The sequence below is a fragment of the Oceanobacillus jordanicus genome, assembly GCF_022095695.1.
GTDB lineage: Bacteria > Bacillota > Bacilli > Bacillales > Amphibacillaceae > Oceanobacillus_B > Oceanobacillus_B jordanicus.
Genome location: NZ_JAIFZM010000026.1, coordinates 1 through 20,702, shown reverse-complemented (window position 1 = coordinate 20,702; position 20,702 = coordinate 1). Strand labels below are relative to the sequence as shown.

Annotated in this window: 24 protein-coding genes, 8 tRNA genes and 1 rRNA gene; 27 read left to right on the top strand and 6 right to left on the bottom strand. The window is 40.5% G+C overall.

The features are described from left to right. The first annotated feature begins 113 nt into the window (after window positions 1-113). From rrf to K3T81_RS19075, 3 genes are all read left to right on the top strand, one after another. Window positions 114-229: ribosomal RNA gene (gene rrf / locus K3T81_RS19085) — 5S ribosomal RNA — on the top strand. Between the two features lie 75 nt (window positions 230-304). Further along, window positions 305-379, top strand: a tRNA-Asn gene (locus K3T81_RS19080). A gap of 11 nt (window positions 380-390) precedes the next feature. Further along, window positions 391-463: transfer RNA gene (locus tag K3T81_RS19075), tRNA-Thr, on the top strand. Window positions 464-539: 76 nt separating this feature from the next. On the opposite strand, the gene K3T81_RS19070 is transcribed toward K3T81_RS19075, so the two are convergent. Together K3T81_RS19070 and K3T81_RS19065 are read right to left on the bottom strand one after the other, a co-directional pair. Beyond that, window positions 540-1,010, bottom strand: coding sequence for an ImmA/IrrE family metallo-endopeptidase (locus tag K3T81_RS19070; RefSeq protein ID WP_238022177.1), 471 nt, complete (start codon window positions 1,008-1,010; stop codon window positions 540-542). Window positions 1,011-1,118: 108 nt separating this feature from the next. Further along, on the bottom strand, window positions 1,119-1,460 hold the full coding sequence (locus K3T81_RS19065) for a helix-turn-helix domain-containing protein (RefSeq protein ID WP_058949195.1): 342 nt from the start codon (window positions 1,458-1,460) through the stop codon (window positions 1,119-1,121). A gap of 170 nt (window positions 1,461-1,630) precedes the next feature. Between K3T81_RS19065 and K3T81_RS19060 the strand changes: the two genes are divergently transcribed. The 6 genes from K3T81_RS19060 (at window position 1,631) to K3T81_RS19035 (ending at window position 4,224) form a co-directional block, all read left to right on the top strand. Then, window positions 1,631-1,780: a hypothetical protein gene (locus tag K3T81_RS19060; RefSeq protein ID WP_238022176.1), complete on the top strand. Its 150-nt coding sequence runs from the start codon at window positions 1,631-1,633 to the stop codon at window positions 1,778-1,780. Then, complete coding sequence (locus K3T81_RS19055) at window positions 1,761-2,177, top strand: helix-turn-helix domain-containing protein (RefSeq protein ID WP_238022175.1); 417 nt, start codon at window positions 1,761-1,763, stop codon at window positions 2,175-2,177. Before K3T81_RS19060 ends, K3T81_RS19055 begins: the two co-directional genes overlap by 20 nt. 179 nt (window positions 2,178-2,356) lie before the next feature. Then, entirely contained in the window at window positions 2,357-2,647 is a 291-nt protein-coding gene (locus K3T81_RS19050) for a hypothetical protein (RefSeq protein WP_036576808.1), read from the top strand. 23 nt (window positions 2,648-2,670) lie between these two features. Further along, window positions 2,671-2,895 (top strand): phage holin, encoded by a 225-nt coding sequence (locus tag K3T81_RS19045; protein ID WP_036576810.1) that lies wholly within the window; start codon window positions 2,671-2,673, stop codon window positions 2,893-2,895. A gap of 65 nt (window positions 2,896-2,960) precedes the next feature. Next, window positions 2,961-3,740 carry an N-acetylmuramoyl-L-alanine amidase gene (locus K3T81_RS19040; protein WP_106895455.1) on the top strand — a complete coding sequence of 260 codons (780 nt, stop codon included), beginning with the start codon at window positions 2,961-2,963 and terminating at the stop codon, window positions 3,738-3,740. A 235-nt stretch (window positions 3,741-3,975) separates the two neighbouring features. Further along, the gene (locus K3T81_RS19035) at window positions 3,976-4,224 is read left to right on the top strand and encodes an atypical membrane-integrating protein (Mistic protein) (protein WP_238022174.1); all 249 of its coding nucleotides are present in this window, start codon (window positions 3,976-3,978) and stop codon (window positions 4,222-4,224) included. Window positions 4,225-4,235: 11 nt separating this feature from the next. Here K3T81_RS19035 and K3T81_RS19030 read toward each other — a convergent pair whose 3' ends face one another. After that, entirely contained in the window at window positions 4,236-4,958 is a 723-nt protein-coding gene (locus K3T81_RS19030) for a YwaF family protein (protein WP_238022173.1), read from the bottom strand. A 74-nt stretch (window positions 4,959-5,032) separates the two neighbouring features. Continuing rightward, entirely contained in the window at window positions 5,033-5,809 is a 777-nt protein-coding gene (fabI, locus tag K3T81_RS19025; RefSeq protein ID WP_106895458.1) for an enoyl-ACP reductase FabI, read from the bottom strand. 329 nt (window positions 5,810-6,138) lie between these two features. Between fabI and K3T81_RS19020 the strand changes: the two genes are divergently transcribed. The 10 genes from K3T81_RS19020 to K3T81_RS18975 all read left to right on the top strand — a co-directional run bounded on the left by K3T81_RS19020 (window position 6,139) and on the right by K3T81_RS18975 (window position 11,618). Then, window positions 6,139-6,213 (top strand) — tRNA-Glu (locus K3T81_RS19020). 24 nt (window positions 6,214-6,237) lie between these two features. Then, window positions 6,238-6,313, top strand: a tRNA-Val gene (locus K3T81_RS19015). A gap of 49 nt (window positions 6,314-6,362) precedes the next feature. Beyond that, a tRNA-Thr gene (locus K3T81_RS19010) sits at window positions 6,363-6,438 on the top strand. A gap of 44 nt (window positions 6,439-6,482) precedes the next feature. Next, window positions 6,483-6,567, top strand: a tRNA-Tyr gene (locus K3T81_RS19005). Window positions 6,568-6,579: 12 nt separating this feature from the next. Continuing rightward, window positions 6,580-6,654: transfer RNA gene (locus K3T81_RS19000), tRNA-Gln, on the top strand. Between the two features lie 288 nt (window positions 6,655-6,942). Beyond that, window positions 6,943-7,015 (top strand) — tRNA-Lys (locus K3T81_RS18995). A 247-nt stretch (window positions 7,016-7,262) separates the two neighbouring features. Next, window positions 7,263-8,546, top strand: a complete 1,284-nt coding sequence (locus tag K3T81_RS18990; RefSeq protein ID WP_238022172.1) for a hydroxymethylglutaryl-CoA reductase, degradative — start codon at window positions 7,263-7,265, stop codon at window positions 8,544-8,546. Beyond that, a complete protein-coding gene (mvk, locus tag K3T81_RS18985) occupies window positions 8,543-9,511 on the top strand; it encodes a mevalonate kinase (RefSeq protein ID WP_058949191.1) in 969 nt (322 codons plus the stop codon). Before K3T81_RS18990 ends, mvk begins: the two co-directional genes overlap by 4 nt. An 18-nt stretch (window positions 9,512-9,529) precedes the next feature. After that, entirely contained in the window at window positions 9,530-10,504 is a 975-nt protein-coding gene (gene mvaD / locus K3T81_RS18980; protein WP_161463973.1) for a diphosphomevalonate decarboxylase, read from the top strand. Between the two features lie 13 nt (window positions 10,505-10,517). After that, the gene (locus tag K3T81_RS18975; protein ID WP_238022171.1) at window positions 10,518-11,618 is read left to right on the top strand and encodes a phosphomevalonate kinase; all 1,101 of its coding nucleotides are present in this window, start codon (window positions 10,518-10,520) and stop codon (window positions 11,616-11,618) included. 5 nt (window positions 11,619-11,623) lie between these two features. Here K3T81_RS18975 and K3T81_RS18970 read toward each other — a convergent pair whose 3' ends face one another. Continuing rightward, entirely contained in the window at window positions 11,624-11,797 is a 174-nt protein-coding gene (locus K3T81_RS18970) for a hypothetical protein (RefSeq protein ID WP_238022170.1), read from the bottom strand. Window positions 11,798-11,891: 94 nt separating this feature from the next. Between K3T81_RS18970 and rocF the strand changes: the two genes are divergently transcribed. Continuing rightward, the gene (gene rocF / locus K3T81_RS18965) at window positions 11,892-12,797 is read left to right on the top strand and encodes an arginase (protein ID WP_238022169.1); all 906 of its coding nucleotides are present in this window, start codon (window positions 11,892-11,894) and stop codon (window positions 12,795-12,797) included. Window positions 12,798-12,889: 92 nt separating this feature from the next. On the opposite strand, the gene K3T81_RS18960 is transcribed toward rocF, so the two are convergent. Next, window positions 12,890-13,039: an aspartyl-phosphate phosphatase Spo0E family protein gene (locus tag K3T81_RS18960; protein ID WP_106895463.1), complete on the bottom strand. Its 150-nt coding sequence runs from the start codon at window positions 13,037-13,039 to the stop codon at window positions 12,890-12,892. Between the two features lie 149 nt (window positions 13,040-13,188). Between K3T81_RS18960 and sigW the strand changes: the two genes are divergently transcribed. From sigW to K3T81_RS18925, 7 genes are all read left to right on the top strand, one after another. Then, window positions 13,189-13,752 (top strand): RNA polymerase sigma factor SigW, encoded by a 564-nt coding sequence (gene sigW, locus K3T81_RS18955; RefSeq protein ID WP_106895464.1) that lies wholly within the window; start codon window positions 13,189-13,191, stop codon window positions 13,750-13,752. A 15-nt stretch (window positions 13,753-13,767) separates the two neighbouring features. After that, window positions 13,768-14,400 (top strand): anti-sigma-W factor RsiW, encoded by a 633-nt coding sequence (gene rsiW, locus K3T81_RS18950; protein WP_106895465.1) that lies wholly within the window; start codon window positions 13,768-13,770, stop codon window positions 14,398-14,400. Between the two features lie 210 nt (window positions 14,401-14,610). After that, complete coding sequence (gene cdaA / locus K3T81_RS18945; RefSeq protein WP_106895466.1) at window positions 14,611-15,432, top strand: diadenylate cyclase CdaA; 822 nt, start codon at window positions 14,611-14,613, stop codon at window positions 15,430-15,432. Continuing rightward, window positions 15,425-16,651: a CdaR family protein gene (locus K3T81_RS18940; RefSeq protein ID WP_106895467.1), complete on the top strand. Its 1,227-nt coding sequence runs from the start codon at window positions 15,425-15,427 to the stop codon at window positions 16,649-16,651. The genes cdaA and K3T81_RS18940 overlap by 8 nt, the downstream gene beginning before the upstream one ends. Before the next feature lie 51 nt (window positions 16,652-16,702). Next, the gene (gene glmM / locus K3T81_RS18935; protein WP_106895468.1) at window positions 16,703-18,055 is read left to right on the top strand and encodes a phosphoglucosamine mutase; all 1,353 of its coding nucleotides are present in this window, start codon (window positions 16,703-16,705) and stop codon (window positions 18,053-18,055) included. Window positions 18,056-18,149: 94 nt separating this feature from the next. Continuing rightward, window positions 18,150-18,608, top strand: a complete 459-nt coding sequence (locus tag K3T81_RS18930) for a DinB family protein (RefSeq protein WP_238022168.1) — start codon at window positions 18,150-18,152, stop codon at window positions 18,606-18,608. Window positions 18,609-18,766: 158 nt separating this feature from the next. Next, entirely contained in the window at window positions 18,767-20,554 is a 1,788-nt protein-coding gene (locus K3T81_RS18925) for a S9 family peptidase (RefSeq protein ID WP_238022167.1), read from the top strand. The last annotated feature ends 148 nt before the right edge of the window (window positions 20,555-20,702 follow it).

The window sequence follows — 20,702 nt, the reverse complement described above, 5'->3', positions numbered from 1 at the left end:
AAACCCCTTGCATTTTTTGAAGAAAATGCATATAATATGGTCAGTTATCAAGGAAGTTTGAAGTGATTCATTTTCTTTCTATGAGAAACACAAAATGACCTATATGAATTAGGTCTGGTAGTAATAGCGGAGAGGTCACACCTGTTCTCATGCCGAACACAGAAGTTAAGTTCTCCAGCGCCGATGGTAGTTGGGGCTTTGCCCCTGCAAGAGTAGGACGCCGCCAGGCCTATTTTTTTATATATTGCGTATAATAATCGGTCACCATGTACATAATATGATTGTTATAGTAATTTATTATTATTCCACAGTAGCTCAGTGGTAGAGCAATCGGCTGTTAACCGATCGGTCGTAGGTTCGAATCCTACCTGTGGAGCCATTTTTATGTCTGCTTCCATAGCTCAGCAGGTAGAGCACTTCCATGGTAAGGAAGGGGTCAGCGGTTCAAATCCGCTTGGAAGCTCTTATAAGAAAGGTCTTTACTCAACTCGAGTAAAGACCTTTTTATTTATATTCTAGACGCTTTCGGCCCTCTACAATCAATAAAGGTTACTTCTGTAAATTCCCCTTTTATTCTCCAACATCCCCATCCGCTTACAAGCAAACGCATACTCTACATTAAATAATTCCATGAGCTTATACGGTGTCATTTTCAAAGTATTGTCTTCCAGCATAAAGGTTGGGATGCATAGGTGGAAGCTGAAATAGTTTGCCTGCCATTCCTGTAATTCCATAAAGCTGCGTGGTAATAGCTCTTGCCTTCCTACATGCCACAAAATATGTCCAACTTCATGGGTGAATTCTTGCCACTGAACTCTTTCATTCTTTTGCTCATTTAAGAAGATAATGTATTTCCCATTCCTACATATTGCTTCACTTCCAAACTCCCATAAATGTACCGTTACTTGAAGGGCATTCGCTACTTTATCAATACCTAAGTCTGCAGGCTTTCTTATATTGAAAGATAGTAAAAGGTCCTTAACAAATTTTTCTGTCCTAGTGTAAAACATAGTAATGCCTCCTTGAAAAAAGAATGTATGTTCGTATTTAAGTTATAAAAGGAGGTGTACCATTATTTGTACACCTAACAACCGGCAAAGAGTCTTTAGTAAGATAACTTACTCTTCCTTGAATGCTTCCCAAATTCTTTTTAACCTGCGCAAATCTTCTTCACTATTTTGTGGTAACGTTTTATACCACCTCTCGAGAGAAGGATCATTCCGAAATGCTTCAAATTCTTGTTTTTCAGACATGGAAGGATTCTCTGATCTCCCAAGAAGATAGTCAGTAGTTACTTCGAGGATTGTTGCTATACGGCTAAGCTCGTGATCTTTAACAGGCCTTTCCCCTAGCTCAATACGATTCATAACACTCACATTTAATTCAACGCGTTTGGCAAGTTCTCGTTGACTCCACCTTTGTCTCTCTCGCAATTGGACAATTCTTTCCCCTAAATTCACCGTGAACAACCCTTTCCTATACCTCTATATCCTAACATAGTTTCTATTAGTGAAACAAATTATTATTTTTAGCCCTAAAGTCCTCTTTACATTTCTGTTTTAGAAATATAATATAAGAACACACGTTCTATTGTATTTTATCATGTTTTATAATAACAGGGGGTAAATCTATGAATAAAAAGTTGAATGCTGTTAGATGGGTTGTCAGTGACATAAGAAAGGATAAGCAAAGTGGGGTTCTCTCTCCTATTAAGAGAAGTAAGTATGCACAATTATTATTTGAAAAGGGGGCGGGGTTTAATGAACGAAAAACAGATTGAGCGCACATTGAAAGACTATCATTGGATGATTAAAGAAATTAAAAGGCAGCGCGATGTGCTTGAGGAAGAGATAGGTTTAAAGCTAGTTGCCTCTTCTGGTATAGAGTCAACCCTTCCTAAAGCAAAAGGAACCGTTAGTGATCCTGTTGGACAAGAAGTATTGCGTAGGGAGAAGAAGAGTGGATGGATCATAAAATTGGAGAAAAAGATACTATATATCCAAGAAAGAATGGAAGTCATTGAAGATCCCAGGGAAATGGCTATTTTAGAATGTATGTTAGATGGAATGACAATCAGTGCGATTAGCCAGCATATGGGTTTATCAAGAAGGCAGGTCTATCATGTGAAGGATGAGATCGTTCGGAAAATTTCACACTTTACACACTCTGCTCAGTAGATGACAAGAATAACAAGAGGGATGTATAATCGGATTAACAGGAATAGAACAAACGTTCCTGTTAGAGATCCTATTCCTTTTTAGCGTCTTTCCTAAGCAAAACATTGCTAGGTAAAGACGTTTTCATTTTAACAAATGAAAAGAAAAGGACACTACTACGTCTTGAAGGGAGGTTGGGAATGCTAAATCAAAAGGAACAGGAAAATTTGAAGGAATTTATGACAGTGCTTACGGAGGTGAAGGTGTCGTTGGCGGAGTTAAATGGAAAAATAGATCAAATAGAAGATATTAAAGAAACACTCGCCAAGACAAAGAAAATTGCAGACGAGGCAAACTATCGTTCTACCGAGAACAATAGTAAAATCACTTCCATTCAGACTAGCTCAAGGCATTTGGGAATCGCCCTAATCTCTATGATTGGGGCGTTTGTATGTCAAATTCTATTTTTTCTGTTGACGTTTGGTATATGAAATAAAAAGAGGGAGGTGATGTAATGGATAGAGGAACGGTCGTACGCACCATCGCCCTTGTAATATCTTGGTCGAATGTGCTGCTCAATCACTATAACTTACAGCCGATTCCCGTGTTGGATGAGCAAACGATAGCATACTTGTTATGTTTCTCTGTCTCTGTGTGGTCATGGTTCAAAAATAATTACCTTACAGCAAAAGGTGAACAGCAAAAACTAGTACTAAAAAAATATCATTTGGCAAAGTAGTCAAACGGCTAGTCCACACGGGCAAGCCGTTTTTCTAATATAAAATATCAAGGAGGAGATTTATTATGGCTATTATTGCAATTGGAGCAGGACATGGAATTAACACACCGGGAAAGAGAACACCTGCAGGAGAAAGAGAATGGAGCTTTAACAATAAGGTAGTTTCGGCTGCTATTAACTACCTTGGAGGCTACGAGAACGCTACTATCGTGAGGTTGGATGATCCAACAGGAAACACAGACGTTCCGTTAACAACGAGAACGAATAAAGCAAACAACGCTAATGCTGATATCTTGGTATCCTATCATCATAATGCTAACACAGGACAGTGGGGAACATGGACGGGTACCGAGACGTATCATTATCCTGGATCCTCTTCTGGTAATACCCTAGCTCAAGCTATACACCCGAGCATCGTAACAGCGATGGGATTACGGGATCGTGGAGTCAAGTCGGCAAACTTTCATATGTTACGAGAATCAAATATGCCATCCATCCTTATTGAAGGTGGGTTTATGGATTCTACGATTGATATTGTAAAAATGCGCAACAATGGGGTCATGGATAATACCGGAAAAGCACTAGCTGATTCAATTGCCTCTTATCTTGGATTGGTAAAGAAGGATGGTGGTGGAACTGGTCAGGGATACGTCGAAATCGTGACAGACTCTCTTTGGACGTACAATACTGCTGATTGGAATGATCGTGCCGTGGTTGTAAATCGTGGAGAAGTGTTTACCGTTATTCGGGACAGGTTCCCGGTAGACGGTGGGTATATGTATCAAATAAAAAGTGGCTTGTATATCACGGCTAACCCTAATTATGTAAGATACTATATCAGATAAAGTGAAACTCCAATCAGTGGGGGTTTTCGGTCTTCCCTCGCTGATTGTTAGTTGAACGAATCGGGGTGTTAGCGCCCGTTTACTCTCACTAAAAACTTTTTGGTTTCACTTCATGTTTTGAAGTGGGAGTCTTACGGGCGATTGCACCGGGGTAAAGCAAGGGAGGGGAATTTTCCCCTCCCAATTCAAATGAAATTACCTACTTTTGGTTAAGCTAGAAAGAGGTGATGAAAAAATGAAGGCTAACGAAAAAGATTATCAGAAATATAGTGATGCAATAGATCGTATACAAGAAGGAAACGAAGCAATGATAGAACTTTTCAACGAACTTGAGAAGGATAATCCTGTTATTGAATTAAACGAAGAAGTGTTGAAAAACATTACGAGAGCTAAAGAAAAGTATGGTGAAGAAGTTATTGACCAGAAAATCAATTCTATCATAGCGGAAATGTTATCTTGGCTGGACTTGAATGAGTCCCCGTAAAACAAGAAATTCTAGGCCTTTTTAAAGAAGCGAACGATTCCCCATTGGATCGAAAAGACAGCAAGTGCGACTAGGCATAAATTTACATAATATAGCATACCATCACCGAAATAGTCTAAAGGTGTGTTTGATAATGGTGTGTCTCGAAGGTAAAGGTAATTAGAATCCAAAGATGGATTGATGATAAATCCAACAAATGCAGCGTAGATGAGTAGTAAACCATAGCTTTTGAGCATAGAGCTGTACTTTAAAGAGATTGAACTTGTGAGAATTAAAAACAGGCTCGCCCAAGATATGGCTATGTGATGCAAAAAGAATTTCCAGTAACGGAAATGTGGAAAATCATAAGGTAACTCCGGTGTAATTAACGCTAGTAGGGCTGGAAGAAATCCGATATAGAAAGTTAAAGTGGCAAGCTTTTTGTTCTGAAGTAAGAGAGCTATGGCTGCCGTAATACTGGCAATACCGCATAGATGCAAGGGAATATATTCACTTAAGATCCAGATTCCACTAGTTGCTGACCAGACTTGATAGCTAACCTCTGACATTACTAATAGAATGAAAAGGATCCATTTTATCATGGTATAAATCCGGCCATAGCTAGATCGTGTTTTTAATGTGCTAAAAAGAATAAGTAGTATAAAGCCTATTAGATAAATAAATAACATAATAAGATGAGATGTATGAAATGAAATAAATGTGTTTCCTTCAACAGAAAAGAAAGCATCATACATATAACATCCCCCCTAAAATAAAAGACGCTTTTTTGCAAGATGATATGCAAACAAGCGTCTTCTGTTCTATCTTATTATCCTCCGATAATATGGTATCCGGAATCTACGTGCATGACTTCTCCAGTAACCCCTCTAGCCAGGTCACTTAGGAAGAATAAAGTAGCGTCTCCAACCTGATCCTGATCCACATTTCTGCGTAGTGGAGCTTTTTCTTCGATAATACCAAGTTTTTCGTTAAAGCCGCCGACACCTTTTGCAGATAAAGTCCTAATTGGACCAGCTGAAATGGCATTTACACGGATTCCATACTTTCCAACATCTTCTGCTAAGTAACGCATGCTTGCTTCTAAGGAAGCTTTGGCAACGCCCATCACGTTGTAGTTTTGAATTACTCTTTCTGCTCCAAGATAGGTCTGTGTAACAATACTACCACCTTCAGTCATAAGCGGTTTAGCAGCTTTTGTCACAGCGGCTAGAGAAAATGCACTAATTTCCTGTGCTAGTAAGAAACCCTCACGTGATGTATCAGCATACTCTCCTTTTAGTTCCTCACGCTTGGCGAACGCTACGGAATGAACCACGCCGTGAATGACGCCAACTTTCTCCTTTATCTCATCAAATGCACCTGTAATACTTTCATCACTTGCAACATCGCATGATACAATTAATTTTGGCTCTATATCATTTTTCTCTAATAACTTTGTTAGTTTTTGATAAGAACGTTCCTGTCTGTTAGTGAAAATCAGGTTTGCTCCTGCGTTATGTAATGACTTTGTTATTCCCCAGGCAATACTTCGTTCGCTTGCAACACCCATGACGACTACATTCTTGCCTTGCATTAAATTAGACATGAAAAATACCTCCATTATAATGATCTTCTATATTATAACCTAATTGAATTACAATTAGAAAGTATGTTGAGTAACTCTAGCGGTTAAAAACAAGATAGTTCTTTAGAACGTTTTGTTGGAAATGGACTAAAGACCACTAGCATTCTGCTAAATATGTCGGGTGGAACGTTGTTGTTCCAACATATTTTGAAGCAAATGAAAAAAAGATAAAAAAATTGTATTTTCCTCTTTACAAAGTGAAAAGAAAAAGCTATAATAAAATTCGTTGGTTTGAGAGATATGTAACAAATTGTCGATTTACTTTCAAATCACGATCTCATTAATTCCTAGGCCCGTTGGTCAAGCGGTTAAGACACCGCCCTTTCACGGCGGTAACACGGGTTCGAATCCCGTACGGGTCACCAAATTTTATTAAACCATGCCTTGATGGAGGATTAGCTCAGCTGGGAGAGCACCTGCCTTACAAGCAGGGGGTCGCAGGTTCGAGCCCTGCATCCTCCACCATTATTATGTCTTGGCATATTTAGTGAGATAAACCAACTTAAATTCCTATGCCGGCCTAGCTCAACTGGTAGAGCAACTGACTTGTAATCAGTAGGTTGGGGGTTCAAGTCCTCTGGCCGGCACCATTTTTTCTTTTTATGTATAATAATTAGTTTATAGTTAACAATACGGAGGGGTAGCGAAGTGGCTAAACGCGGCGGACTGTAAATCCGCTCCCTCAGGGTTCGGCAGTTCGAATCTGCCCCCCTCCACCATTTTTATATTGTTGGGCTATAGCCAAGCGGTAAGGCATCGGGTTTTGATCCCGTGTATCCCAGGTTCGAATCCTGGTAGCCCAGCCATTTTTTTATTTTAAGGCCTTTTTTTTGAAACAAAATGAACTTTTCACACGAGCCATTAGCTCAGTTGGTAGAGCAAGCCGCTAGCATCACCGAGTATGTTACCATGTGCAGGCTTGCGAGGAGTGCGACTTCATCGTTTTTCTTGCAACACGACGAGCACACAAACGAGCAATACCTCTACCGAATTAACTTCGAGTAACCCCGATGCATCGAGCATCTATGAAAAAGCTTTTAGAAGCAGGGGGCTTATTGTTAATATTCTTGATATTGCAAGTGAACTTATTACGCGAGCCATTAGCTCAGTTGGTAGAGCATCTGACTTTTAATCAGAGGGTCGAAGGTTCGAATCCTTCATGGCTCATCATTTTAATTAACGATAGTGTACAACATGAATATGGTAATTGTAGATAAACAGGGTCGTTTTTATTGATAAACAACCTTGTTTATTTGCATTTTACCACGTTTTTTTACATAATAGTTACAGTGATTTTATTTAAGGAAATATAGATGCCAAACGTGTTATAATAAATTAGATTTAAGACTTTATTAACAAAATTGATACGAAGTTTATATATATATAATTATTGTATACAAAAGGATGAAGACGTATGAAAACTTCCCGGATCCCAGGCTTCTACAATAAGACGGTTGCAGAACGCAGAGAGTTATTGCAAGATGCCCAACACTTTTCTGCGAATGACTCAGCAACTTTCAATGAACCGCTCTCTACTGAAACCGCAGATAAAATGATTGAAAATGTGATTGGAACATACCCTCTTCCTTTAGGAGTAGGATTGAACTTCTTAATAAATGGGAAAGAATATGTAGTACCAATGGCTATTGAAGAACCATCTGTGGTTGCGTCAGCCAGTTATATTGCTAAGATCGTTCGAGAAGCCGGGGGATTCACTACGGAAGCCACGGAAAGAGTAATGATCGGGCAAATTCAAGTAGTGGGTGCTCCTGATTTGGATGCTGCTAAGGCATCCATACTAGCTGAAAAGGACTCACTTATTGAGGATGCTAACGCTGCTTATCCAAGCCTGGTTGCTAGAGGCGGGGGAGCTGAGGATCTGGAAGTAAGGATCTTAAACGAGGCGTCTGATTCAGCTTATGGTAAAATGCTCGTCGTGCATTTGTATGTAAATACATGTGACGCGATGGGTGCGAATATAATTAATACTATGGTGGAGTCATTAGCACCTACTGTCGAGTCGTTAACAAATGGGAAGGTTTACTTGAGAATTCTTTCTAATTATGCAGATAGATGTCTTGCGCGGGCGCGCTGTGTCATTCCTGCCAACTTACTTCAATCAGGTGACTTTTCCGGTGAAGAAGTACGAGATGGTGTTGTGCATGCGTACGAGTTTGCAGCTTCAGACCCTTATCGTGCGGTTACGCATAATAAAGGAATTATGAATGGAATTGACCCTATCGTAATTGCTACTGGTAATGATTGGCGTGCAGTTGAGGCTGGGGCACATGCCTATGCAGCAAGAACAGGACAATATAGCTCCATGACTACATGGTCTACCGACAGTGAGGGAAACCTAGTTGGTGTACTAGAATTGCCTATGTCAGTCGGTACTGTAGGTGGCGCTATACGTGTGCATCCTATTGCTAAGGTAGCGCAAGATATATTGAACGTTGAATCCGCGCAAGAATTGGCTCAGGTCATTGTTGCTGTTGGATTAGCGCAAAACCTTGGAGCGCTTAAAGCGTTAGTAACAGATGGTATTCAAAAAGGACATATGGCATTACATTCTCGCTCTGTTGCAATAGCGGCAGGGGCTTCTGGGGAGATGATTGATATCGTTGCAGGAAAGTTAGTGGAACTAAACGAAATCCGTGTCGGAAAAGCTAAAGAATTGGTGGAACAAATTAAAAAATGAGTGCAGAAAAAGCTACAACTACAGAACAAACAGCTATAGGAATAGCTCATAGTAAACTGATTCTAATTGGGGAGCATGCAGTTGTACACGGACAACCCGCTATCGCTATCCCGTTTCCTCTGGTAGGTGTAGAATCTATAGTAGAACACGAGCCAGGGCCGGTCGTGATTGATAGCACGTTTTATCATGGACCCCTGGATTTAGCTCCTGAATCCTTGCAAGGGATTGCCAGTTGTATTAGTGGAACCCTTGAATACCTTGAAATGCCGGAAGCGAATCTGTTAATTCGGATTAAATCCTCGGTACCTCCTGGAAAAGGGCTTGGTTCTAGTGCTTCTGTCGCGATCTCTGTTATTCGATCATTATTTGCATATGCAAGTATTGATCACACAGATGAGGAGCTTCTTAAGCTTGCAAACATTGCAGAAACGTTTGCGCACGGAGCGCCTAGTGGCATTGATACGTTAACGATAACTTCTGAATTACCTGTATGGTATGAAAAGGATAACCCTACGGAATTTATTGAGTTGAATGATGATTTTCATTTCGTTGTTGCCGATTCAGGCAGCATTGGAGATACAAGAATGGCAGTAGAATCTGTAGCGCATTTACTTCGCGTAGCTCCACGTAAAATCCAGCGGAAACTTGACCGCATCGGAGAGTTAACCCATCAGGCTAAGGATGCGTTGGAGAAAAGAGGGAAGCATTTGCTTGGACAAATGCTGAACGAGGCACAGAAAGAATTAGAAGCCTTAGGAGTTAGTACTACAGGTTTAAACAAGCTTATTGAATTTGCACGTGAAGAAGGTGCTCTTGGAGCGAAGTTGACAGGCGGCGGAAACGGCGGCTGTATTATTGCCCTTGCTCAAAATGAAGTACATTCAAGATTGCTTGCTGAGAAATTAAGGAAATTTGGTGCACATGCTGTATGGCCATTCGTGCTCAAAAGGCACCATAAGAAATAGTGAAAAAGGGGACCTATTATGAAGGCAACAGCTAAAGCACATACAAATATTGCCTTGATTAAATATTGGGGAAAACGAAACGAATCCATAATACTACCAACCAACAGCTCACTTTCTTTAACGCTGGATGGCTTTTATACCACTACATCCGTACATTTTTCGGAGGAGTATACCCAAGACAAATTCATTTTAAATGAACGTGTTGTGGAAGGGGAACAACATAGACGTGTATCTGGATTTCTTGACCTTATTCGACAACAGGCAGGGAAGTCTTTGTATGCAACGGTCGATTCTACAAATGAAGTTCCGACAGCTGCAGGATTTGCTTCATCTGCCTCTGGTTTTGCTGCATTGGCAGCGGCTGGTACAAAAGCGATTGGGCTGGACATGTCAGATAGAGAACTTTCTGCATTGACTCGACAAGGCTCAGGCTCAGCCTGCCGGTCGATTTATGGAGGGTTTGCCGAATGGGAAATGGGAGCAGAGGAAGATGGAAGTGATTCGTATGCGGTTCCTATCGCCCCAGCAGAGCACTGGGATCTGCGAGTTGCAGCAGTTGTTTTGTCATCCACTGCGAAAAAAGTTTCGAGCCGGGCTGGAATGAAACGCACTGTAGAAACTTCCCCATTTTATCAAGGCTGGCTTAATAGCATTCCTACTGATATGAGCCAGATTAAAGAGGGAATTAAAGAACGGGACTTTCAAAAGGTGGGAGAAGTGGCGGAGGCAAACTGTCTGAAAATGCATGCGACCACACTTGGTGCTAACCCGCCATTTACATATTGGCATGATACGACAATGACTGTCATGCAAATGGTGAGAGATTTGCGCGAAAAAGGGATACCTGCCTATTTTACAATTGATGCAGGACCTAACGTGAAAGTGTTATACTTACCGGAAAACGAGGAAGTAATTGAAAAGACACTCCGAAACATTCCAGGTGTTGCCGATATTCGATTAAGCCGACCTGGGCAGGGAGTAACCTATCTGTAAGGGATGAAATCCATTGCCACATACACCGATGACAATAAAGGTACCTGGGAAGTTAATGATAGCGGGCGAATTTGCCGTTTTGGAACCATATCACCAATTAGTGGTAATGGCGGTTAATCGTTATGTATACACCACCATTGAAGAGAGCGAGCAGAATCGTGTGTCACTTCATGACTTTCAATTGGAGGACCTTAAGTGGGACTTCGAAAAAGGGAGCCTTATAATACACACGGATAATCCAAAAACAGTATTTGTACAAGAGGCCATGCGTATAGCAATGGCCTATCTTCATGAGCAGAATATTAAGCCAGGGACTTTTGCCATTTCGGTTAAAAGTGAGCTAGATGATGCCTCCGGTATAAAATATGGTTTGGGTTCAAGCGCTGCGGTCGTAACCTCTGTTATTACTGCTATTTTAAAAAAATATTTACCTACATATAAACAAGAACTATTGTTTAAGCTTTCATCACTGGCACATGTGAATGTTCAAGGAAATGGTTCTGGAGCGGATGTTGCTGCCTCAGCATATGGGGGCTTTTTACAATATGTATCATTTCAGGCGGATTGGCTAAAAGATGCATATAAACAAACGAGCAATTTAAGTGAATTGGTAAAACAGGATTGGAAGTATCTTTCGCTAAAGCCAGTAAACATGCCCGACACAGTATACGTCTGTGTGGGATGGACGGGGAAACCCGCTTCTACTGCCAAACTGGTAGATGAGTTGATGTTGCTTAAAGACAGCAACCCCAATGCTTACCAAAACTTTCTTGATGCTAGTGAAAAAGCAGTATCTACGTTTGTAAAAGGCATGCAACAAGAAGATGTTGACTTATTGTTAGCGGGTGTAAAACAAAACAGAACAGCACTATCCGGGGTTGGAAGACAGGCAAACGTAGCCATTGAAACACCTTTGCTTCGCACCTTGTGTGATTTAGCGGAGGCTCATGGCGGCGCAGGTAAATCGTCAGGAGCTGGAGGTGGCGATTGCGGGATTGCGTTCATGCCATCAAAGGAAAAAGCCGATGCACTTATGAAGGCATGGGAAAAAGCAGGCATTAGGCCATTGTCCATTAAGCCTTCCGCGGTTGGCGCGAGTATAAGCGATTCTTGAGACAGCTACATTTGATGTAGTTGTCTTTTTTTGTCGTTCATTTGAATGGGTGTTATAGCCTTCCAATCAACAACGCCGCTTTCCCAATCGACCAAAAGCGCCACGCAATCAACCATGTCGTACTCCCAATCGACCCAAAATGCTACCCAATCAATTACTCCACACACTAGCCGACTCACTTTAACCTAAATTTTCTGTATATATATTCATGCAAATGTGGAGTTGAGTCATCCCTTGGTTTTTGGCTACAATAGAGGTAGAGGAGGCGCTTACATGAAAAAAGATATTTCGATTATTGGGGTTCCTATGGATCTTGGGCAAAGTCGACGTGGGGTTGATATGGGGCCGAGTGCTCTACGCTATGCTGGTGCAATTGAAAAGCTGGAGGAATTAGATATAAAGGTACATGATTTAGGGGATATTCCAATAAACAGGCCATCCGTAGAGCAAGCAATAAATGCGGAGAACAATTTAAAAAATCTCGATCAAGTAATTGAAGCAAATGAAAAGCTTTCGGAGATGGTAGATAAAGAAATCCAAACTGGTAATTTCCCGTTAGTATTCGGTGGTGACCATAGTATTGCAATTGGCAGTCTTGCTGGAATATCAAAGCATTATGAGAACCTGGGAGTCATTTGGTACGACGCACACGGCGATTTAAATTCAGAGGACACCTCACCATCAGGAAATATCCATGGCATGCCGCTTGCTATAAGCCTAGGAATTGGCCACGATAAGTTAACCAATATTGCTGCATACACACCTAAGGTAAAACCAGAGAACATTGTCATCATTGGCGCAAGATCACTGGATCCTGGTGAAAAAGCATTAATAAAAGAAAAAGGAATTAAAGTGTTTTCGATGCATGAGATCGATCGCATGGGAATGCCTGCTGTTATGGAAGAAGCAATAAAATACTTAAAAGAAAAGACAGATGGAGTGCATCTAAGCCTTGATTTGGATGGATTGGATCCTTCAGAGGCTCCTGGAGTAGGAACACCTGTGATTGGTGGATTGTCCTATCGGGAGAGTCATTTGGCAATGGAAATGCTTGCAGAAGCGGAATGCATCACTTCAGCGGAATTTGTCGAGGTTAATCCGATTTTAGATGAGAAAAATAAAACTGCCACTACAGCTGTCGCATTGATGGGTTCCTTGTTTGGTGAAAAGTTAAAATAAAAACAAAAAAGACATTTAATGCCCTTAGGGGTGTTAATGTCTTTTTCAATTTATGATTAACATCTTGATGTATATAGTGACCATACTTACAATTATTTGTTGTTTTGATATTCGTTAATTAGTTGGTCTAGTTTTACACTGGAGGTTACAACAGCTTCTGAAGTTAAGGCGTGAGATCTGCTTAAAGTAAGCATTTCTTCGCGACATTGTTCAATTTTTTGTAAAAGTGTTGAATTACTCACAAAACTTTCCTCCTATTTAGTATAATATATAGTAAGAAACTACCCATCTTCTTAGAACGATAAACCTAAAAAGTTTTTTTATTTTTTATGAAACCTTTTCTACATAGTAAACGTATGATAAATACCGCATGATTGGCGGAGGTACTTGTATGGAACAATTTATAAGAGAGAAAATAAAAAAAGTGAAAAAAGGGGACCAATCCGCCTTTGAGGATATCGTCTCATTTTTTCAAAGCAAAATCTATCAGCATTGCTATCGAATGCTTGGTAATGCACACGAGGCGGAGGATATAGCACAGGAAGCTTTTATTCGGGCATATGTTAACATCCATTCTTTTGATGAAAAACGGAAATTTTCCACTTGGCTCTATCGAATTGCAACAAATCTAACGATTGACCGCATTCGTAAACGGAAGCCGGATTATTATCTAGATGCGGAGATTAAAGGGACGGAAGGATTAAACATGTACTCACAGATGGCTGATCAAGGCCGTTTGCCTGGCGAAGAAGTGGAGAGTATGGAATTACAGCGCTATATACATCAAGAGATTTCAGAGCTTCCTCCGAAATATCGCAGTATAATTATGTTGCGTTATTTGGAAGAATTCTCCCTACAAGAAATTAGCGATATTCTGGATATTCCATTAGGAACTGTGAAGACCCGGATCCATCGAGGGAGAGAAGCTTTACGGAAAAGGCTTCGTCACGTGTAAAGGAGTGTGATTCACTTGGATTGTAATCATGAAGCCTCCAAACTGATGCATCAGTATTTGGACGGCGATTTATCCAACGAAGAAGAAAAGAAACTGCGTCTTCACTTAGAAGAATGTGAAGACTGTCAGAAGCATTTTCGTGAGTTGAAGCGGACGATCACACTGCTTCAAAGTACGGAAAATATAGAAGCGCCTGCTAATTTTACTGCTAATGTAATGAAGAAACTTCCAACTGAGAAAAAACGTCTGAAATACGGACGTTGGTTCAAGGCGCATCCCATTATTACTGCGGCTGCCATATTTCTAGTTTTTATGATGAGCGGTATATTTTCATCATGGAATCAGGATAGTGAGTTAGTTGTTTCCAAACAGGAAAACCTTGTTATTAAAGGGGATACGGTGATTGTGCCTGAAGATGTAACGGTAGAGGGAGACCTCTTAGTAAAAAATGGTAATCTTGTGATTAAGGGAACCATTGACGGAAATGTTACCCTCATTAATGGCAAGCTTATTGAAAACCCTATTGAAAGTGAAGGGTTAATGGCATCTGTTGGGAATGTAAATGGGGAATTAAAGCATGTAGATCAGGTCTTCGAATGGATTTGGTATAATTTAAAAAACTTTTTTAGAAGTATCTTTGCGTTTTAAATCATTATATCGATCTCAAGTCTTTTGAAAAGGGACTTGGGATTTTTTTATTTGTTTAAATACGTTCCTAAAAAAATGAATTGCCAAGATTTTTCCTTAATTATCGTTTTACCTTTCTACACATGTCTGAAGGCAAAATATGTTATAATAGGTAACGTTACTATCTATAGAACGGTGGAACGAAAATGATGTGCAAAAGGATGGATACATATGCTTGATGGGGGATTCGATCTTTTACAGCTCCTGAGAATTGGCGTGGACATTGCTCTTGTCTGGTATATATTATACAAACTGATCATGTTAATCAGAGGCACCAAGGCAATCCAGCTATTAAAAGGGATCGCTGTAGTTTTGGCTGTCTGGTTATTGAGTATCGTATTGGAACTACAGACAATCCAATGGATAACAAACCAGGCGATCAGGTGGGGGCTTATTGTCATTATAATCCTGTTCCAGCCTGAGTTACGCCGAGCGTTGGAGCAATTAGGACGAGGAAACATATTTGGGCGAGGGTCCCGGTCAGAAGAAGAGATTATTGAACAGAATATAGATGCGATTATTCAATCCTGTGTTTACATGGCAAAGCGCCGTATTGGTGCCCTTATCTCGATTGAACGAGAGACAGGGATTGGTGATTATGCAGAAACGGGTATTCCAATTGGCGGTAAGCTGACACATCAACTGTTAACCAATATCTTCACCCCAAATACCCCATTACATGACGGTGCGGTCATTATTAAATCCGAAGAAATTGTTGCAGCAGCCTGTTATCTCCCATTATCCGAAAGTCCTTTTATATCTAAGGAATTGGGGACAAGGCATAGAGCGGCAATGGGAATTAGTGAAGTTACCGACGCGCTTACCATTGTTGTGTCTGAGGAGACAGGAAATATATCGTGTACGAAAAATGGCGAGCTTCACAGGGAACTTGAGGCAGAAGAGCTACGTACTATGCTGAAAGATAATTTATCCTTAAATCTGAAAACCTCTGAAAAGAAGTCTTGGAAATGGAGGGGGAAAAAGAATGGATAACTGGTTCAGAAGTAAATGGTTTGTTCGCGTTATAGCTCTGGCATTAGCAGTTTTGCTTTATATCTTTGTTAATGTTGAAACAAATCGGCCTACAGCATCAGATTCCACTTTCCCGAGTCAATCAGATGATGCTCAAACAATAAGTGATGTACCAGTTGAAATAGAGATAGATTCAGAAAAATATGTAGTAAGCGGTGTACCAGAAAGTGTGAAAGTTACCATGGAGGGGTCACCAGGTATTTTAACCCCAGTTCTTACCAATCGTAATTTTAAGGTTTTTGTTGATTTGGAAGGGTATGAAGCGGGAGAACATAGAGTAGAACTTCAACATACGATTTCTCCTGATATAGATGCCTATATTGAACCGAAACAAATTGACGTCGTTATAGAAGAAAAAGCAACAGAAGAATTTGAGGTAGCGGTAGACTTCTTAAATGAAGGGAAACTTGCTGAAGGTTATGAGCTTGGTGATTATGAAGTAGAACCAGGTACGGTCACCATCACAAGTGCTAAAAGTGTCATTGACCGAATCGGGATTGTGAAGGTTTATGTGGATTTAGCGGGGCTTGATCGTTCGATAGACAGAAGGGAAGTACCTGTAAACGTATATGATAGTCAAGGTAATCCATTGAGTGTAAACGTACAACCGGAAAATGTGGTTGTTTCAGCAGACATTCACAATCCAAGTAAGACTGTTCCACTAAGTGTTGAAACAAATGGGGAACTACCTGAGGGCTATTCCCTTACATCAATTTCTGCTAATGTCGAAGAAGTGGAAGTGTTTGCTAGAAGCAGTGTTCTAGAAAACATTGAAACAATTAATACAGAGGAAATTGATTTATCCGAAATTACTGAGTCAGGCACGATCGAAGCAAATATTTCGTTACCAGATGGTGCAAATGTATCGGATAATAAAACTGTTGAGGTTGCTGTGGAGCTAGCTCAAACGAAAACTATAGAGGCACTCCCAATTGAGGTTGAAGGACTAGGGGACGAGCTTGAGTCGGCCTTCCTTGACCCTGAAAATGGAGAAATGAATGTAACAGTCAGTGGTAGCCAGGAAGACGTAGATGGAATAACTGCAGATGATTTCCGATTTTTCATCGATCTTAGTGACCTGGAGCCAGGAGAACATGAAGTCCCTATCTCGGTTGAAGGACCTGAAGGGGTGGAAGTAGTACCCGAATTTGAACAAGCCACTATTGAAATTACGGAATAAAACGTACGTTTACACATTTTTTGTAGATATGGAATAAAGGAGAGAAACGATATGGGAAAATATTTTGGAACAGATGGTGTTCGCGGAGTTGCAAACAAAGGTCTTACACCAGAACTTGCTTTTAAATTAGGACGTTTTGGCGGACATGTTTTAACGAAAGATTCACCACGCCCAAAAATTATCATTGGGAGAGACACCCGTATTTCCGGCCACATGCTAGAAGGGGCTATGCTTGCGGGGCTGCTTTCTATCGGCGCAGAAGTCATGCGTCTAGGGGTTATTTCCACACCGGGGGTTGCTTACTTAACAAAAGCAACAAGCTCACAAGCTGGTGTCATGATCTCTGCTTCCCATAACCCAGTAGAAGATAATGGGATCAAATTTTTCGGTCCAGATGGCTTTAAGCTAACAGATGACCAAGAAAATGAAATTGAAGCATTAATGGATGGGGAAGAAGATGAGCTTCCACGACCAGTTGGAGCAGATGTTGGTACAGTAAATGACTATTTTGAAGGTGGACAAAAATATCTCTCCTTCTTGAAGGATACAGTAGACAATGATTTTGACGGACTGAAGGTTGCTGTTGATTGTGCTCATGGCGCTACATCTAGTTTAGCAACACATCTTTTTGCTGACCTTGAAGCAGACATACATTCAATTGGCTCGTCTCCAGACGGTCTTAATATTAATGACGGATTTGGTTCTACACATCCAGAGAAACTCCAAGAATTTGTCCAGGAAAAAGGTGCAGATATTGGACTAGCCTTTGATGGGGACGGAGATCGCCTAATTGCTGTTGATGAAAAGGGAAATATCGTCGATGGTGACCAAATTATGTTCATTTGTGCGAAGCATTTGAAAGAAAAGGGAAACCTTCGACACAGCACAGTTGTCTCAACTGTAATGAGTAACATTGGCTTCTACAAAGCCTTGGAAGCAAATGGGTTACGTAGTGATAAAACGTCTGTTGGTGACCGTTATGTAATGGAAGAGATGCGCAAAGGCGGCTACAACCTTGGTGGGGAGCAGTCAGGACACATCATTTTCCTTGATTACATTACAACAGGAGATGGTATGCTTTCTGCCCTTCAGTTAGTAAACGTGATGAAAGAAACAGGCAAAAAGCTTTCCGAGCTCGCAGGAGAAATGGCTATTTTCCCACAGGTACTTAAGAATGTGCGCGTAACAGATAAGAATGAAGCATTAACCAATGCTCGCATTTTAAGTGAAATTGATGCAGTGGAACGTGAACTAGGTGAGGATGGACGTGTCTTAGTAAGACCATCTGGTACAGAACCACTTGTACGTGTCATGGTAGAAGCACCAACTAAGGAAGAATGTGAGAAGTACGTAAAACGTGTTGTTGATTTAATTGAAGAGCTTCTTGGTATGGAAGAACAATAATAGAAATAGCCGCTTCTTAGTGAGGAGCGGCTTTCGTTTTATGATTTATTATCTGAATGTTTAATTAAATAAGGAGCTGGTAAAGGTGCATGTGATGAGTCTATTAAAAGATCAGCTATTAGCGAATGCAAACGATCGTAGCTGGTATATTTCCTATCAAGAAGTTGTAGAAGGGCTAACCGATGATGAAGCTTTTTGGAAGCCGAACGAGCAAACTCACTCTATAGCGGAGATAACCCAACATCTCATTTATTGGAATGAGGTATGGCAAGAACGGTATGAAAAAGCGGATTTTCATGTTATCGAAACAGTGGAGGATAATGCAGAAAGCTTTTTTATAACAAATGGTGACGATTTTAAGAAATTAAAAGGAAAGTTACTTGGAGTACTTTTAAGTTGGCAAGAATTACTCTCTGATAACCAAAAACTAGACACCAATGTAAACGGGTTTCCAGTAAAGGCGAAATGGTGGGAGTTAGTTGGAAATGCAACTACACATAATGCATATCATATTGGCCAAATTGCTTATATAAGAAAATTAATACACACATGAACTCCGTCTCCAGCCGGAGATTATAACAATCCAGAGACTGTCCCTGTCAGATTACAATCATGCTAACCTATTAATATGATCCAATTCCTACCGTATCTAGTATAAATACGGTATAATGGGAAGAAAGACAATTTTCTAAATTTTAAGGGGGCAATACGATGAAACAATTTCCAAAACCAACAGTGGAACAATTTTTCAGAACGTATGCAATTACGAATTTTACAGTAAGCAGTGACGAGCAAAAACTTTTATTTAGCTCTAATTTAAATGGCAAAGTGAATGCATGGGGAATGGATTTACCAGACACTTTCCCTTACCTATTTGCACATAATGATGAATCCATTAGCTTTTTGAAATTTGATCCAAAGGGGCGCTATGTTCTGGCTGGTTATGATAAAGATGGAGACGAAAACCATCAGATATATGCCCTGCCTCCAACTGGTGGATTGCCACAGCCACTTGTGACGGGTGACGCTGAAGAAAAATACTTCTTTGCACACTTAAGTGATGATGGAAATCGTCTTTATTATATGACATCTGAGGGGAACCCATCCTTTTTAAATGCACGTGTACGTAACCTGGAAGACGACACGGACACCCTATTAAATGAAGGAGAAACCTCCCCAACCGATTTGGCTGCAGTATCTGATGATGAACAGGCATTTGTTTATGTTCGTTCTTTTGCCAATACGTATGTTACAGGGTTTGTTAAAGTAGGAGAAGAAATTAACTACTTAACTCCAGATCCGGAAAAAGTACATGTTGTATTCGACCCTGTCTTCGTTGATGAAAACACGATTTATTTTGTAACAGACTATGAAAGTGAGTATAGTTATGTTGCGAAATATGAGATAAAAGAAAAAGCATTCTCTAGCGTTTTTAGTATAGAAGGGGAAAGCGTAGAAACGTTGAAATGGCATAAAGACAGCAATAGCTTCTACCTCGCTACCGAAAAGGGTGTTGTCGATGTCCTTTATCGCTATGATTTAGAGTCCGATAAAGTCGAAACATTATCTACTCCAATTGATGTGATTGATAAGCTGCAAGTAACCAAATCAGGTAACGTTTATCTATTGGGAAGAAGTGCTACGGTGCCTCCAAATATTTTCAAAACGACAAATGGAAGCGACTGGGAGCAGTTGACTAATAACGGCGTGCTTGGTGTCAACAGTGAAGATATGGTAGAGCCAGATGTCGTCTCCTATAAATCCTTTGATGGTATGGAAATTGAAGGGTTACTATTTAAAGCGCTGCCGGATAACGATAATGGCTATACAATCTTCTGGCCGCATGGTGGACCACAGGCTTCTGAGCGTAAAATGTTCCGCTCGATGTTCCAATGCTTCCTAAATCGTGGCTATACCATCTTTGCGCCGAACTTCCGAGGAAGCACGGGCTATGGATCTTCGTTCGTGAAGTTAGTAGAACAGGATTGGGGAGAAGGCCCGCGCCTAGATTGTGTCGCTGGTATTGAATGGCTCTTCGAAAACAATCATGCGGACAAAGATAAACTGTTCCTTGTTGGCGGTAGCTATGGTGGTTACATGGCATTGTTGCTTCATGGACGCCATCCTGAATACTTCAAAGCAGTTGTTGATATCTTTGGACCATCTGACCTATTCACCTTTGTGAATTCAGTACCACCTCATTGGAAGCCAATCATGGATCGCTGGCTTGGAGATCCAGAACGTGATAAAGAGCGTTTTGTAAAAGATTCTCCTGTGACGTATCTTGACGGCATGAAAAAGCCAATGCTTGTTATTCAGGGTGCAAAAGACCCACGAGTAGTTAAAGAAGAATCAGATCAAATCGTTGCCAAACTTGAAGAAGAAGGGCGCGATGTAGAATACCTAGTCCTAGAAGACGAAGGACATGGCTTCTCTAAAAAAGAAAATGAAATTAACGTATATAGCAGAATGCTCGAATTTCTAGAAAAGCATCAATAATATTATATGGATGCAAAAGCAGTACAAAGGCTAGCTCTTTGTACTGCTTTTTTGTGAAAGAAGAACACTATGGTGCTACATGGTTGATTGAACGGCATACTTGGTCGATAGTGGACTTCTGTCAAGAAAATAGACACTTTAAAATGGT